The organism is Candidatus Sulfotelmatobacter sp. (assembly GCA_035504415.1).
In the GTDB taxonomy this organism is placed as follows: domain Bacteria; phylum Vulcanimicrobiota; class Vulcanimicrobiia; order Vulcanimicrobiales; family Vulcanimicrobiaceae; genus Vulcanimicrobium.
Map to the genome: position 1 here is coordinate 546,792 of DATJRY010000011.1, position 13,785 is coordinate 560,576.

A 13,785-nucleotide genomic window follows, 5' to 3' on the forward strand; every position below is an offset into this window, starting at 1 on the left:
TGTTGTGGTGCAGCCCAAGGCCGCCTACGTGCGGGACATGTTCGCGACCATCGCGCCCCGCTACGACCGCGCGAACCGCGTCCTCACGGCGGGGGTCGACGAGGCCTGGCGCAAGCGCGCCGTCGCCGAGCTGGCGGCCCCGCACGGCGGCAGCGTGCTCGACTTGTGCTGTGGGACGGGCGACCTCGTCTTCCATCTGCTGCGTTCCGACCCGTCGCTGCGGGTGACCGGGATCGACTTCACCGGCGCGATGCTCGACGGCGCGCGGCGGCGCGCGCGGAGCGCCGATCCACACGGCCGCGCGAGCTTCGTCGAAGGCGACGTGACCGCGCTGCCGTTCGCCGACGCCAGCTTCGACGGCGCGACGATGGGGCTCTCGCTGCGCAACGTCGTCGACATCGTCGGCGCGCTGCGCGAGGCGCGCCGCGTGTTGCGGCCGGGGACGCGCTTCGTCAACCTCGACGTCACCAAGCCGCGCCACCCGCTGGTGCGCCGGCTGTTCGGATTGTACTTCTACGGCGTGGTGCCGCTGATCGGCGGCCTGGTCGGCGGTTCGCGCGCCGCCTATCGGTACTTGCCGAACTCGCTGACCAACTTTCCCGACGCCGACGGTCTGGCCGAGCGCTTTCGCACCGCCGGTTTCCGCGACGTGCGCTACGTGCGGCTGGGCTTCGGCGCGATCGCGCTGCACGTGGGGACGGCCTGACCGTGCTGGAACGCAAGCCGGTCGGGCGCGACCTCTACGCGCTGGTCGAAGAGTATTTCCGCTCCTCGTTCGAGACCGACAACGAGCTGATCACCGAAGCCGTGCGGCGCATGCTCGACGCCGGCGGGAAGCGGCTGCGACCGCGCTTCACGCTGCTGGCCGCCGAGGCGGTCGGCGCCCATGCCGAGCAGCACCTGCGGTTGGCCGCGTTCATGGAGCTGATCCACGTCGCGACGCTCATCCACGACGACGTCGTCGACGGCGCGAAGACGCGCCGCGGCGTCAACGCGACCGCGGTCGACTTCGGCAACCGCATCAGCGTGTTGGCCGGCGACTATCTGTTCGCGTGGATCTTCAAGAACGTCACCGCCGGGTACCCGGTGCCGATCCCGCACGTGCTCAGCGCCACGCTCGCCGACATCACCGACGGCGAGGTGCTGCAGCTGCGCGCGCTGGCCGACCTCGAGACGACGCAGGCCGGCTACGTCGAGATCGCCACCAAGAAGACGGCCTCGCTGTTCGCCGCCTCGGCCGAGTGCGGCGCGCTGGCGGCCGGCGGTTCGCCGTTCGCCGTGCGCGCGCTGCGCGAGTTCGGGACCGCCTACGGGATCGCGTTCCAGATGCGCGACGACCTGCTCGACCTCACGGCGGACGAAGCAACGCTCGGCAAGCCGGTGGGCAACGACTTGCGCGAGCGGAAGATGACCATACCCCTCGTGCTGGCCTTATCCACGGGGAACGAGGAATTCCGGGCCCTCGTCGAACGCTTCTTTGCCGGTGAGGGCGACGGACGCGACGACGTCGCGGCCGTGGTGGCCGGGATCGCCGCGCAGGGTGGCCTGGCCAAGACGGAAGCCGTTCTGGCCGGCTACGTCGAACGAGCGAAACAGTCGTTGGCGCCGCTCGGTACCGTACCGGCGCGCGCCGAGCTCGCCGCCCTCGCCGACGCGCTGCTCTAGAGAAAGACCTCTTCTATGTTCTCACCGATGGAAATCGCCGCCGTGGTCGGCCTCGGCATCCTCATCTTCGGAGCCGAGCGCCTGCCCAAGCTCGCCCGCAGCGCCGGCCAAGCCAAGAAAGAGTTCATGGTCGGTCAGGCCGAGGCGGACGTCGCCGCCGAGCGGGCTCGTGAGGAAGCCCGTGCACGCGCGCAGGCCGAGGTCCGCGAGGCCGAGGCGTCGGCCGGGCCGAGCGGGGTCGGCCAGGGCGCGATCGTTCCCGACCCGATCACCGGCGCCCCCGGCCCCAGCGCCGTCGCACCGCCGCAGCACTAGTCGCCCGTGCTCGCCGAGCGTACCCCGGCCGCCAACGGCGAGGCGGGCCGCCGCGAGGTCATCTGGGATCAGAAGGAGATGCCGTTCACGGAGCACCTGCGGGAGCTCCGCAACCGGCTCTTCGTCTGCATCGTCACGATCGCCGCGCTGGCGGTCCTGCTGCTCTATCCCGCGCAGCAGGCGATCCCATATCTGACCAACCTCTACTTCCACGGCATCCGGCTGCACGCGTTCGGTCCGGCCGACGCGGTCTGGGCGATCTTCAAGTTCGCGCTCTACGGCGCGGTCGTGCTGGGTCTGCCGATCATCCTCTATCAGATCTGGATGTTCGTGGTGCCGGCGATCCACCCGCGCACGCGCCGCGCCGTCTACTCGTACGTGGTGCCTTCGTTCCTGTTGGCGCTGGTCGGCATCGCGTTCGCGCACCTGGTGGTGATCCCGCGCGTCGTCACCGGCTTGGAGTTCATCACCCGGAGCGTCGCCGAGCAGACCTACGGCATCGAGTCGACGATCAACCTGATCCTGCTGCTGTTCTTGGCCTTCGCGATCGTCTTCCAGACGCCGGTCGTCATGCTGCTCTTGGCGCGCATCGGCTTGGTCAACAGCGGCTTGCTCCGCCGCTACCGGAAGTACATCGGCTTCGGCATGCTGGTCGGCGCCGCCGTCTTGGCGCCCGACGGCAGCCCGGTCACCATGTTCCTGATCGCGGTCCCGACCTACGTGCTGTTCGAGTCGTCGATCTGGATCATCCGCGCGATGGAGGGGAAGTGGAAGGCCGAGCTGCCCGGCTGAGCTTCGCCGCGCCGGCGCGCGCGCTGCGGGCGAGCTGGGACGATCTGGTCACGCTGTTCGCGAACGTCGGCTTCGGCGTCACGCTGCTGGCGGTGTGGGCGCTGCTGACGACGATCGGCGTGATCGTCGACCAGGGCAAAGATCCGAGCTACTACGCCGGTGCCTACGGGCCGCCGCTCTCGCGGCTGATCCTGCGGCTCGATCTCCAGAACATCTACCACAGCCCGGCCTACATCGGCATCCTCGGGCTGATCCTGTGCTCGATGGCCGCGGCGACGTTCGTCAAGGTGATCCCGCGCCGCATCCCGCGCCTGCACCCGGTCCGCATCGAAGCGATCCCGCTGCACGCGACCCTGCGCGTCGCCGGTGATCCCGAGCGCGTGCGCGAGCGCATCGCCGCGTTCTTCGCCGCGCGCGGCTGGCAGGTGCGCTCGCGCACCTTCGCCGGCGAAGAGTGGACGTTCGCCGACAAGGTCAATTGGGCGCGGCGCGGCGTGCTGATCGCGCACATCGGCTTCGTGATCATCGCGATCGGCACGACGATTTACTGGGCGAAAGGCTACAGCGGCCAGTTCACCGTGCTCAGCGGACAGACCGCGACCATACCGCAGAACGGCGCGACCGTCTCGCTCGAGCGCTTCGCCTATCGCATCGATCCGATCACCACCAAAGCCGGCGTCGTGTACCAGCCGATCGACTATGTCTCGAACGCGATCGTCACCGGCCGCGACGGCGTCGCGCACCACGCGGTGATCCGGGTCAACCATCCTTACGATCTCGACGGGACGCTGATCTATCAGGCGACCTACGGCTTCGGGATCGACTTCGCGCTCACCAAGGACGGCCGGCCCGTCCCCGGGCCCGACCACCCGCTGCTCGAGGGCGAAGGGTTTCCGATCGACGGGACCTCGCGCGCGATCCAGTACACGCGCTTCGTCGGCACGATCGACCGCACGACCGGGCAGCCCGGTCCCGACCCGCGGCCGAACGACCCCGGCGTGGTCATCCAGGCCTTCGACGGCGATCAGTCCGTCGGCAGCGCACTGGTCCCGCTCGGGCAACCGATCGACCTGGGCGCCGGCTACCGGCTCGAAGCGACCCGCTACGTGCTCTACTCGGGCTTCCAGTACCGCTACGACCCGGGCATTCCGGTCGTCGGGCTGGGCGCGCTGATCCTCGTGCTCGGCCTGTGCATCGCGATCTACCTGTTGCCCGCCCGGCTGTTCGTGCAGGTCCGGCCGGCCGCCGACGGCGCCGAGGTCGGAATCGCCGCCACCACCGTCAAAGGCTACGAGGTCTTCGAAGATCGTTTCCGCGAGATCGTCGCGGACCTGCGGCGCAGCGAAGCCGCTACCTAGGAGAGCGCATGGACCCCATCCGCGTACAGATCGACACGACCTTGCTGGTCATCGGCATCGCCGCCTACGTCACCGGCGCGATCGTGATGCTCGGGTTCTTCTTGCTGCGGCGGCCGATCTTGCGCGCGCTGGGACTGCCGCTGGCGATCGTCGGCTGCGCCGCGCAGTTCGCCGAGCTGGGCACGCGCTGGTGGATGACCGGCGTGTGGCCGCTGACCAACCTGTACGGCTCGCTCTCGCTGTTCAGCGCGTTCGCGGTGCTGATCTTCCTGGTCTTCGCCTACAAGTACGACCTGGCGATCGTGGGCGGCTTCCTCTTGCCGTGCGCGGCGATCGCGCTGGGCTACGCGACGATCTGGAACGAAGGCACGATGCCGGCCGTCCCGGCGCTGCAGTCGTACTGGATCAAGATCCACGTCCCGATCGTCGTCGCGTCGTACGCGACGTTCCTGTTCGGCTTCTGCGTCTCGGCGCTGTACCTGCTCAAGGACTACGCGGAGAAGCACTTCCGCCGTCGCAGCACCGCGGTGCGCGGCCTCGCCGCGGCGGCCGGCGGCCCCGCGATCGACGTCAACCTCAAGACCGGCGACTACGCGAGCGGCGTCGGCGTGAAGCGTGAGGACACGCCGGCGATCGCGCAGGCGGCCGCCGCGGGCGATCCGTGGGCGGTGTGGCTGGCCGGGCTCCCCTCGCTGGCGCGGCTGGACGTCATGCAGTACCGCATCATCGGCATCGGCTTGCCGTTGCTCTCGATCGGCATCATCACCGGCGCCATGTGGGCCAAAGAGGCGTGGGGCGCGTATTGGCAGTGGGATCCCAAAGAGACGGCGGCGCTGGCGTCGTGGATCGTCTACGCGATCTACTTGCACTTGCACACGCGCCCGGAATGGAAGGGCACACGCACCGCGTGGATCAGCGTGCTCGGCTTCGCCTCCATCATGTTCTGCTATCTCGGCGTGAACATCTGGATCAGCGGGCTGCACTCCTACAAGGTGTGAGTCTTCGGCCCGCGGTCGACCAGCAGATTCACCAGCCACAGCACGAAGGTCGCGCTCAATACCGCTGTCTCCACGTACCCCAGGTGCAAGCGTAGCGGCGTGAAGTCGTAGACGAGCGCCAACGCGACGTCGAGGATCGCGATCGCGCGCGTGATCGCCCACGTACGCGTGATGAAGATCAGGTAGCTGAAGATCAGCGCGAAGACGGTCTGCATCGACTAGTCGGCATGGTCCGAGGGCGGCCCTTCGCCTGGCGACCGTGAGGGAACGGGCGCGGGCGTCGGCGGCGCGACCGTGCTCGGGTTTTCCCAGACCGCCTTCGCGCGCGGCGGCAACGCCGGCAGGTTCTTGAGGAAGTACGCGATCTGCCAGATCGACTGCTGATCCATCGTCTGATCGAAGGCCGGCATCGCGGTGAAGCGGATGCCGTGATCGATCTTCCAGTACGTCTCGCCGACCGGATCGTCGTCGACCCCGTGCTTGGCGAACTGCGGCGCGTGGATCGCGAAGCCTTGTGCGATCGCGGTCGGCGTGCTGTGCGCGGTGCCATGGCAGACGGCGCAATTTTGCACGTACAGGGTCGCGCCTTTGACGAAGCCGGCCTCGTCCGGCGTCGCGATCGGATACGGCGGCTGCGGCACCTCGCGGCGCATCGTCGCCGCCAGCGATTTCTTGGCAGCCCAGCGCTCCATCATGCCCGGCTTGACGTCCTGGCGTGCCGGCACGACCCCGGTGAGGACCGCGGCCACGCCCGCCACCGCGACCAGGATCAGGGCGAGTACGAACCCGCCGAAAAATGCACGCATACCGCTGGGTATTCCCCGTGTTTCAGGAACGATGGCCATCGCACCGCCGCAGGGGAAGACGCTCGAGGAGCTCCGCTTCGACAACAGTTTCGCGGCGCTCGGCGACGCGTTTTCCGAACGCCGGACGCCGAGCGGGATTCCCGGCGCGCGACTCGTCGCCTTCAGCCAAGAGGCCGGTTCGCTGCTCGACCTGCGCCCCGGCGAAGAGCGCCGGCCCGAGTTCCTCGCGCTGGTGGCCGGCGACGCGCTCGTGCGCGGGATGGAACCGGTGGCGGCGCGCTACGGCGGTCACCAGTTCGGCGTGTGGGCCGGTCAGCTCGGTGACGGGCGCGCGATCTTGCTCGGCGAGACCACCGACGTGTCCGGCCGCCCGTGCGAGCTGCAGCTCAAGGGCGGCGGCCTGACGGCGTTCTCGCGCATGGGCGACGGCCGCGCCGTCATCCGCTCGACGGTGCGCGAGTTCCTCGCCAGCGAGGCGCTGCACCACCTGGGCGTGCCGACGACGCGCGCGCTGGCGATGGCCGCCGGTGACGAGCCGGTGCTGCGCGAGCGCGTCGAGCGCGCCGCGACGCTGATCCGCCTCGCGCCCAGCTTCGTGCGCTTCGGCTCGTTCGAGATCTTCCACTACCGCGGACTGCCGGCCGAGGTGCGCACGCTGGCCGACTACGTCATCGCGCGCTTCTTTCCGGAAGCGGGCGCGGGCGAGGACCGTTACGCGCGCTTCTTCGCGACCGTCGTCGAACGCACGGCCCGCTTGATGGCCGAGTGGCAGGCGATCGGCTTCGCGCACGGCGTCATGAACACCGACAACTTCTCGATCCTGGGGCTGACGCTCGACTACGGTCCGTACGGCTTCATGGAGACCTACGAGCCGAGCCTGATCTGCAACCACACCGACGAGAGCGGCCGCTACGCGTTCGACAAGCAGCCGACGATCGGGCTGTGGAACTGCTACGCGCTGGCGGAGTCGCTCTCGTCGCTGATCGCCGAGGCCGATCGGGCGGTCCCGCTGCAGCGCTACGCCGAGGTCTACCGCACCCACTTCCTGGCGCTGGTGCGCGCCAAGCTCGGTTTGCGCGAGCCGCGCGAAGACGACGCCGACCTCGCGCTTTCGCTGTTCGAGATGCTCGAGCAGCGCCGAATCGACTGGACGCGCTTCTGGCGCGCGCTCTCGCACGACGACGCCGCCGCGCTGGCGCTGCTCGGCGAGGACGCGGCCTCCCGCGGCTGGTTCGCGCGTCTGGGCGAGCGCGTTGCCGCTCAAGGCGGCGACGACGCGGAGCGCCGCACGGCGATGCGCGCGGTCAACCCGAAGTACGTGCTGCGCAACTGGATCGCGCAGCTCGCCATCGAGGCGGTCGAAGCCGGCGACGACGCCGTCATCGCCGAGGTGCTGGCCGTGCTGCGCACGCCGTACGACGACCATCCCGAACACGAGGACTGGACGCAGCCCGCGCCGGCCAAGTACGCGGGCCTCGAGGTCAGCTGCTCGTCGTAGCCCGGCGGCGGGCGCGCAGCGTCCCGGTCGGCATCGGCCACGGGCGCGTCGCCAAGCCGAACACGACCATGACGAGCGTGCCGATCCCGCCGACCAGAAAGGCCAGGTCGGTGCCGCCGCGCTCGGAGAGCCAGCCCACCAGCAGCGCACCGAACGGGCCGGTCGCGAGAAACACGTAGCTGTAGAGACCGCCGATGCGGCCCTGCAAGAACCCCGGCGTCGCGAGCTGGACCAGCGCGTTGGTGCTGGCGGTGTAGAGGGTGTAACAGACGCCGACCACGACCAGCACGAGTGCGTCGCCCAGCGTGCTGCGCTCGAACGCGAGGCCGATCTGCGCCGCTCCGAAGCCGCATGCGGCCGCGAGCAGCACGCGCGGTGAGGCGCGCTCGCGCGACGCCACGATCAGCGCTCCGATGAAGGCGCCGGCGCCGAAGCTGGCGGCGATGAGGCCGTAGACCTGCGGGCCGCCGTGCAGTGTCTGCCGCGCGAGAACGGGGAGCAGCACGTTGAAGTTGATCGCGAACAGCGAGATCACCAGCAGCATCGCCAGCACGACGGTGATCGTCTTGGTCTTGCGCGCGTAGCGCAACCCGTCGGCGATCGAGCGCAGCAGCGGCGTGCGCCGCTGGATTCCCGGCGTCGGGTGGAACTCGTGCTCGCGCATCGCGCCCAGCGCGGCGATGACGGCCAGATAGCTGACGGCGTTGAGCGCGAAGCACCAGCCCGTTCCGACCGTCGCGATCAGCACGCCCGCGATGCCCGGGCCGACGATGCGGGTCGCGTTGTTGAGCCCCGAGTTGAGCGCGATGGCGTTGGCCAGCTCCCCGCGGCCGACCAGCTGCACCATCAGTGCTTGGCGGCTGGGGTTGTTGAAGACCAGGACGACGCCGCGGATCACGGCGATCAGGTCGATCACCCAGACGCGGTCGACGTGCAGAAACACGATCAGCGCCAGCGCGGCGGCGCAGAGCGCCATCGCCCCCTGCGTCGCCATCATCAGGCGATGGCGCGAGACACGGTCGGCGAGCGCCCCGCCGAGCAGCCCGAGCACCGCGTAGGGTCCGTAGAAGCAGAAGCTGACGACGCCGACCGCGATCGCGGAGTGCGTGAGATCGAGGACCAGCCACGACTGCGCCGCCGTCTGCAGCCAGGTGCCGATCTGCGAGACGAGCTGCCCGGTGAAGTAGAGCCGGTAGTTGCGGTGGCGGCGGAGGCTGGCGAAGGTCTGCACGGGCTCCTTATGTGGAGAAGGGGCGAGGACGCGCGGGCCCGCGCCGGGAAACGCGCGAGGCGTGGATCGTCCCCCCTCCGATCAGCCCCAGCCCGGCGAGTTACGACCGGGCGAGGTCCGCGTTTTGGTTCGCGGCATCGCTCGCGGCGTCTCGGTGACCGAGCTGGCCGAATTGTTCATGCCGTACGGTGGCGATCCGAACCGCATCGCCCTGCCGCGCGATCGGCGCACCCGCCGCCGCAAGGGCATCGCGTACGTCGTGTTCGCCAACGCGCGGCTGGCCGAAGCGGCGATCGCCGCGTTCACCAACACCGTGCTGCAGGACAAGACGATCACCCTCGAGCTGGCCGCGGACCGGCCGCCCAAGAAGCCGCGCGGCCGCGGCCGCTGAGCGCTACTGCCAGTATTTCTCGACCGTCTCGGCGCTGCGCTCGCGGCTCTGGTCGGGATTCTGACCGAACTCCTCGCGCGCGCGCCGCTGGCGCAACAGATCCCAGAGCCGGTCGAGCTGGACGTTGATGTCGCCCAGCCGCGTCCGGTCGTCAGCGGTGATCGCGCTGCCCTGCTCGAGCAGGGAGTGTTCCTCGGCGACGAGCTTCTCGATGTGCTCGTGCAGTTGCTGATCGTTCACGCCGGGAGTGTTCCCGCAGCGGGGCACAGGACCTCGGCAGGAGCGGCCTCTCCGCTTGCCCGCTCGCAGGGGAGGCGTCGCGATTCCTACGAAGGTACGCGAGTTTTGGCGCGGTCCCGACTACACTTTGGTGGAGTCCAGCCGCTTGGACGCCCCGCCGTCCTGGTTCGATAGGAGAGAAATGGCTCACGCAGAGGCGTACAAAGACCCGGGGACGCCTGAGGAACAAACCCGGCGCACGTTCATGGCGAACGCCGTCGTCGCCCTGGGCGGCGTGATCGGCCTGAGCATCGCCGTCCCGCTGGTGTGGTCGCTGCTGCCGTCGGCCGAAGCGTCCGGCGACCAGTGGTCCGCACTGACGCCCGACGAGGCGGACCAGCTCAAGAAGGCAACCGCCAAGACGCCGGTGCGCGTGACGTTCAACCTGCACGAGACGAACGGCTACTTCGGTGCCTCCGACTCCGAGGAGTTCGTCTGGGCGGTCGCCACGACCGACGATCAGCTCAAGGCCGAGCGGCCCGAGCTGTTCGGACCCGACGCGCCGAAGTATCCGGTCGTGAACATGGGGTTCGTGATCTTCAGCCCGATCTGCCCGCACCTGGGCTGCCGGTACCTGTGGAACACGCAGCAGAACAAGTTCCTCTGCCCCTGCCACGGCTCGCAGTACGACGAGCTCGGCAAGCACCTCGCCGGTCCGGCGCTGCGCGGTCTCGATCCGCTCCCGTTGCGCGACTTCCAGGGCAAAGTCCAGGTGACGTGGATCGAGTATCAGACGAACACGCCCCAGATGATCATCCAAAAGATCGGATAGGGACCGCACCACGATGTTGAACTGGCTCGACTCGCGCACCGGACTCGTCACGCAGACGAAGGAATTCCTCACTGAGGACGTTCCGGGCGGCGCTTCGTATTGGTACGCGTTCGGCTCCGCGACCGTGTTCGCGATGATCTTGCAGATCGCGACCGGCATTTTCTTGTGCTTCTACTACTCGCCGTCGACCGCGACCGCGTGGGAGTCGACGAAGTACCTGATCGAGAAAGTCCCCGCCGGCCACTTCGTGCTCTCGCTGCACTACTGGGGCGCGTCGGCCATGATCGCGTTCATGGCGATGCACCTGCTGCAAGTGCTGCTGTGGGGCGCCTACAAGAAGCCGCGCGAGCTGCAGTGGATCGTCGGCGTGATCCTGTTCATCATCACGCTGGTGCTCGGCCTGACCGGCTACCTGCTGCCGTGGGACCTCAACGCGCTGCTGGCCTCGAAGGTCGCGATCGACATCTCCGGCAACGCGCCGGTGCTCGGGCCGGCCGTGCAGCAGTTCTTGCAGGACGGCACCTCGATCGGCACGCTGACCATCAACCGCTTCTTCGGCATCCACGTCTGGCTGATGCCGGCGCTGCTGGTGCTGCTGGTCGCCTTGCACTTGGCGATCTTCCGCTGGAACGGCCCGGCCGGTCCGCCGATCGACGAGGCGCCCAAGCTCAAGCCCGGCCGCTTCTGGCCGGACCAGATGTTCATGGACACGGTCCTCTCGTTCGTGATGTTCGTGATCATCGTCGCGCTGGCCGCGTTCGCGCCGGTCGGGCTCGACGACAAAGCCGATCCGAACAACGCGCAGTTCGTGCCGTATCCGGCCTGGTATTTCCTCGCGCTCTACGCGCTGCTCGACGCGGTCGGCAACTTGCCGCCGGCGATCGTGCAGTTCGCCTCGCTGATCGCGACGATCGTCGGCCCGACGCTGCTGATCGTCATCCTGATCGTCCTGCCGTTCATCGACCGCAACCCCTCGCGCCGGCTCACTCGCCGGCCGTGGGTCCTGGCCATCACCGCGCTGGTGATGATCGGCGCGATCGGCTTCTCGTACTTCGGCCAGTCGAACGTCGTCAACGGCCAGCTCGCGCACGGCATCATCGGCCCCAACGCGGCGGTCGCCGCCAACGGGCCGGCGCAGCTGCAGGTCGAGGGCGGCCCGCAAGGCACCGCCGGTGCCAGCGGCACCAGCGGCGGCTCGCCGACGTCGGCGACCGCCGGCGCGGGCGCGTCGGTGTACTCGGCGAATTGCAGTGGCTGCCACGGCGCGACCGGCCAGGGTACGCCGGGCGCGTTCCCGCCGCTGGCCAACAACCCGGTCGTGGTCGGCGATCCGACCAAGGTCATCGGGATCGTCTCCAACGGGCTGACCGGCAGCATCTCCGTCAACGGCGCGAGCTTCAACGGTCAGATGCCGGCCTGGAAGGGCAACCTCAAGCCCGACCAGATCGCCGCCGTCATCACCTACATCCGCAGCGCGTGGGGCAACAAGGCCTCCCCCGTCACCACCGCCCAGGTCACCGCCGCGCAGAAGTAAGTGCGAACGCGAACGACCCGAAGGGCTCGCCGAATATCGGCGGGCCCTTTATTTCTGGTCGCGATCCTCCGGGTGCATGCAATCTGCCACCGCGATTCCCTCCGGCGGCGCACCAAAGCGCGTGAGCGCGGCATAGACCCGCCGCGCATTCTCGTCGTCGTTGGCAACCCAGACGTCAAGGTCGCCGGTAGCACGCGGCTCCGCGTGCACGGCGAGCGCGTGCGCTCCGATCAGGAGATACCAGTCCAGGTCTCCACTCGCTGCGCTCGGCGGGCCGCCGCGCTGTCTATCGACGTCGTTTTCGACGGGTGACTCGACGAGCCAGCCTACCCCTTCAGCTCGACCTTGTTGCCCGTCCGGCACCCCGGGTGGTCCCGCCCTGCGCGCCGAGCGCGCCGTTGAGCGTCACCAGGTCGATCAACGACCGCCCCGCGCGCATCTGCGTCAGTCTGATCTCGGGTTCCGCGCGTGGAACATCTCTCTCGCCTCTCAAGAGCAGCGTGGGCCGTCGACGTGCAGGAGCAGGGCGCGCGGCGGCGCGCCGAGCGGGCCGCGCGCGACGATCGCGGCGTCGCGGTGCAGTGCGTGAACGGCGTCGAGCAGACGCGGCGCGTCCTTCGGCAGGATGACGACCCACGCGGTGTCCGCCGAGCACACCGCGCGGTCGAAGGCCGGGATCCCGTCGGTGATGTCGAGTACCGGCGGCCGGGTGTAGAAGATCAGCCCGTTGCCGCCGCTCGCGCCGCGCGAGGCGACCAGGTCGCCCGGCCGCACGCCGGCGTCGATCGCCCGCGCCACCGGCGGGATCGGCTTGAGCCGTTCGGCCGCCGGTTCCGCGACGAACGCGATGAAGAGCACCAGCGCGCCGCTGGTGAGCGCCAGCACGTACGGCGACCAGGCCACGGTGGCGCGACGCGCGATCGTCACCACGGTCAACAGCGAGCCGAGCAGCATCGCCACGCCCAGGAAGATCAGCTGCGGACCGACCGCCGCCAGATCGAACGTGAGCTCGTTGGTGCGCGCGAAGATCGCGATCGCGACCGCCATGCAGCCGACGAACACCGGGACGCTGGCTGCCGAGACGATCGCGGTGCGCCGTTCGGCGCCGGCGGCGACTCGCTCGAACCACAGCGCGACCAAGATCGCCAGCGCCGGCAACAGCAGCGCGACGTAGTTGGGCAGCTTGGTGTTGGCGAAGCTGAAGAAGACGAACGGGACCACCGCCCACACCAGCGCCAGCCGGGCGAACGCGCCGTCGGCGCCGCGCGCTTCGTACCACGCCGCACGCACGGCCGCCGGCAAGAACGCGATCCACGGGAAGAAACCGAGGATCAGGACCGGGACGTAGTACCACACCGGCCCGCGCTGGTTCTCGATCACGCCGGTGTACCGGCCGATGGTGTAGTGGCCGATCAGCTCGACGATCGCGTGCGGGCCGACGCGCAGCCCGAGCAGCACGAACCACGGTAACGTCACGATCAGGTACGCCAGCACGCCAAGCACGAGCACGCGCGGCGCGGGCGCGGCGAGCCGGCCCGCGCGCCACTCCCAGACCGCCCACGGTCCGATCACCAGCAGCGTCACCGCCGGCGCGACCGGCCCCTTCGCCAGCGTGCCGAGCGCGAGCGCCAGCGCGCCGCAGATGAACGCGACGCTGCGCCGCCGCGGCGAGCCCGACGGCTCGAGCGCGCGGAACCACCACAAGATCGCGGCCGCGATCGCGAAGTCGAGCAACGCGTCCATGATCGCCAGGCGTCCGACGATGGCCTGCATCAAGCTGGTCGAGAGGACGATGGCGGCCACCATGCCGGCGCGGCCGCCGGCGATGCGCGCGGTCGCGTAGCCGACGGCGCCGCCCATCGCGATCGTCGCCAGCGCGCTGGGCAGGCGCAGCGCCAGCGCCGTCACGCCGAACACCTTGGCGAACAGCGCCGCGATCCAGAAGTAGAGCGGCGGCTGGACGAACCAGGGTTGGCTGTTGAGGTGCATGACGACCCAATCGTGGGTCAGCACGATCTCGCGAGCGACCTCGCCGTACGCCGTCTCGCTATTGTCCCACAGCGTTCCCATCCCGAGCGCTGGTAGCGTGACGAGCGCGGCGAAGAGCGCGCCGAGTAGTGCCGCGCGCGCGGGGACGGAAAGCATC

Annotated in this window: 16 protein-coding genes; 10 read left to right on the forward strand and 6 right to left on the reverse strand. The window is 69.3% G+C overall.

What is annotated here, in order from left to right; all coding sequences use genetic code 11:
• Window positions 1–7: 7 nt before the first annotated feature.
• Genes ubiE through ccsB form a run of 6 tightly spaced genes read left to right on the forward strand, consistent with a single transcriptional unit; the run spans window position 8 to window position 5,128 of the window.
• Window positions 8–706 (forward strand): bifunctional demethylmenaquinone methyltransferase/2-methoxy-6-polyprenyl-1,4-benzoquinol methylase UbiE, encoded by a 699-nt coding sequence (gene ubiE / locus VMD91_08950; protein ID HTW84179.1) that lies wholly within the window; start codon window positions 8–10, stop codon window positions 704–706.
• A 2-nt stretch (window positions 707–708) separates the two neighbouring features.
• Window positions 709–1,665 (forward strand): polyprenyl synthetase family protein, encoded by a 957-nt coding sequence (locus VMD91_08955; protein HTW84180.1) that lies wholly within the window; start codon window positions 709–711, stop codon window positions 1,663–1,665.
• A 27-nt stretch (window positions 1,666–1,692) separates the two neighbouring features.
• Complete coding sequence (locus VMD91_08960) at window positions 1,693–1,980, forward strand: twin-arginine translocase TatA/TatE family subunit (GenBank protein HTW84181.1); 288 nt, start codon at window positions 1,693–1,695, stop codon at window positions 1,978–1,980.
• Between the two features lie 6 nt (window positions 1,981–1,986).
• Window positions 1,987–2,772, forward strand: a complete 786-nt coding sequence (gene tatC / locus VMD91_08965) for a twin-arginine translocase subunit TatC (GenBank protein HTW84182.1) — start codon at window positions 1,987–1,989, stop codon at window positions 2,770–2,772.
• Window positions 2,748–4,130, forward strand: coding sequence for a cytochrome c biogenesis protein ResB (locus VMD91_08970; GenBank protein ID HTW84183.1), 1,383 nt, complete (start codon window positions 2,748–2,750; stop codon window positions 4,128–4,130). Before tatC ends, VMD91_08970 begins: the two co-directional genes overlap by 25 nt.
• Before the next feature lie 8 nt (window positions 4,131–4,138).
• Window positions 4,139–5,128, forward strand: coding sequence for a c-type cytochrome biogenesis protein CcsB (ccsB, locus tag VMD91_08975; GenBank protein HTW84184.1), 990 nt, complete (start codon window positions 4,139–4,141; stop codon window positions 5,126–5,128).
• On the opposite strand, the gene VMD91_08980 is transcribed toward ccsB, so the two are convergent.
• Window positions 5,116–5,343 carry a hypothetical protein gene (locus VMD91_08980; GenBank protein ID HTW84185.1) on the reverse strand — a complete coding sequence of 76 codons (228 nt, stop codon included), beginning with the start codon at window positions 5,341–5,343 and terminating at the stop codon, window positions 5,116–5,118. The genes ccsB and VMD91_08980 overlap by 13 nt on opposite strands.
• Before the next feature lie 3 nt (window positions 5,344–5,346).
• Window positions 5,347–5,934, reverse strand: a complete 588-nt coding sequence (locus VMD91_08985) for a cytochrome c (protein HTW84186.1) — start codon at window positions 5,932–5,934, stop codon at window positions 5,347–5,349.
• A 31-nt stretch (window positions 5,935–5,965) separates the two neighbouring features.
• Here VMD91_08985 and VMD91_08990 point away from each other — a divergent pair, with 31 nt between their 5' ends.
• Window positions 5,966–7,432 (forward strand): YdiU family protein, encoded by a 1,467-nt coding sequence (locus tag VMD91_08990; GenBank protein ID HTW84187.1) that lies wholly within the window; start codon window positions 5,966–5,968, stop codon window positions 7,430–7,432.
• On the opposite strand, the gene VMD91_08995 is transcribed toward VMD91_08990, so the two are convergent.
• A complete protein-coding gene (locus VMD91_08995; GenBank protein HTW84188.1) occupies window positions 7,416–8,663 on the reverse strand; it encodes an MFS transporter in 1,248 nt (415 codons plus the stop codon). The two genes, VMD91_08990 and VMD91_08995, sit on opposite strands and share 17 nt — an antisense overlap.
• Before the next feature lie 61 nt (window positions 8,664–8,724).
• On the opposite strand from VMD91_08995, the gene VMD91_09000 reads away from it, so the two are divergent.
• Complete coding sequence (locus VMD91_09000) at window positions 8,725–9,054, forward strand: RNA-binding protein (GenBank protein ID HTW84189.1); 330 nt, start codon at window positions 8,725–8,727, stop codon at window positions 9,052–9,054.
• Window positions 9,055–9,057: 3 nt separating this feature from the next.
• On the opposite strand, the gene VMD91_09005 is transcribed toward VMD91_09000, so the two are convergent.
• Window positions 9,058–9,294, reverse strand: coding sequence for a DUF2630 family protein (locus VMD91_09005; GenBank protein ID HTW84190.1), 237 nt, complete (start codon window positions 9,292–9,294; stop codon window positions 9,058–9,060).
• A gap of 244 nt (window positions 9,295–9,538) precedes the next feature.
• On the opposite strand from VMD91_09005, the gene VMD91_09010 reads away from it, so the two are divergent.
• Window positions 9,539–10,105: a ubiquinol-cytochrome c reductase iron-sulfur subunit gene (locus VMD91_09010; protein ID HTW84191.1), complete on the forward strand. Its 567-nt coding sequence runs from the start codon at window positions 9,539–9,541 to the stop codon at window positions 10,103–10,105.
• Between the two features lie 13 nt (window positions 10,106–10,118).
• Window positions 10,119–11,639, forward strand: a complete 1,521-nt coding sequence (locus tag VMD91_09015; GenBank protein HTW84192.1) for a cytochrome b N-terminal domain-containing protein — start codon at window positions 10,119–10,121, stop codon at window positions 11,637–11,639.
• 48 nt (window positions 11,640–11,687) lie between these two features.
• On the opposite strand, the gene VMD91_09020 is transcribed toward VMD91_09015, so the two are convergent.
• Window positions 11,688–12,002 (reverse strand): hypothetical protein, encoded by a 315-nt coding sequence (locus tag VMD91_09020; protein ID HTW84193.1) that lies wholly within the window; start codon window positions 12,000–12,002, stop codon window positions 11,688–11,690.
• A 126-nt stretch (window positions 12,003–12,128) separates the two neighbouring features.
• On the reverse strand, window positions 12,129–13,784 hold the full coding sequence (locus tag VMD91_09025) for a glycosyltransferase family 39 protein (protein ID HTW84194.1): 1,656 nt from the start codon (window positions 13,782–13,784) through the stop codon (window positions 12,129–12,131).
• Window position 13,785: the final 1 nt, after the last annotated feature.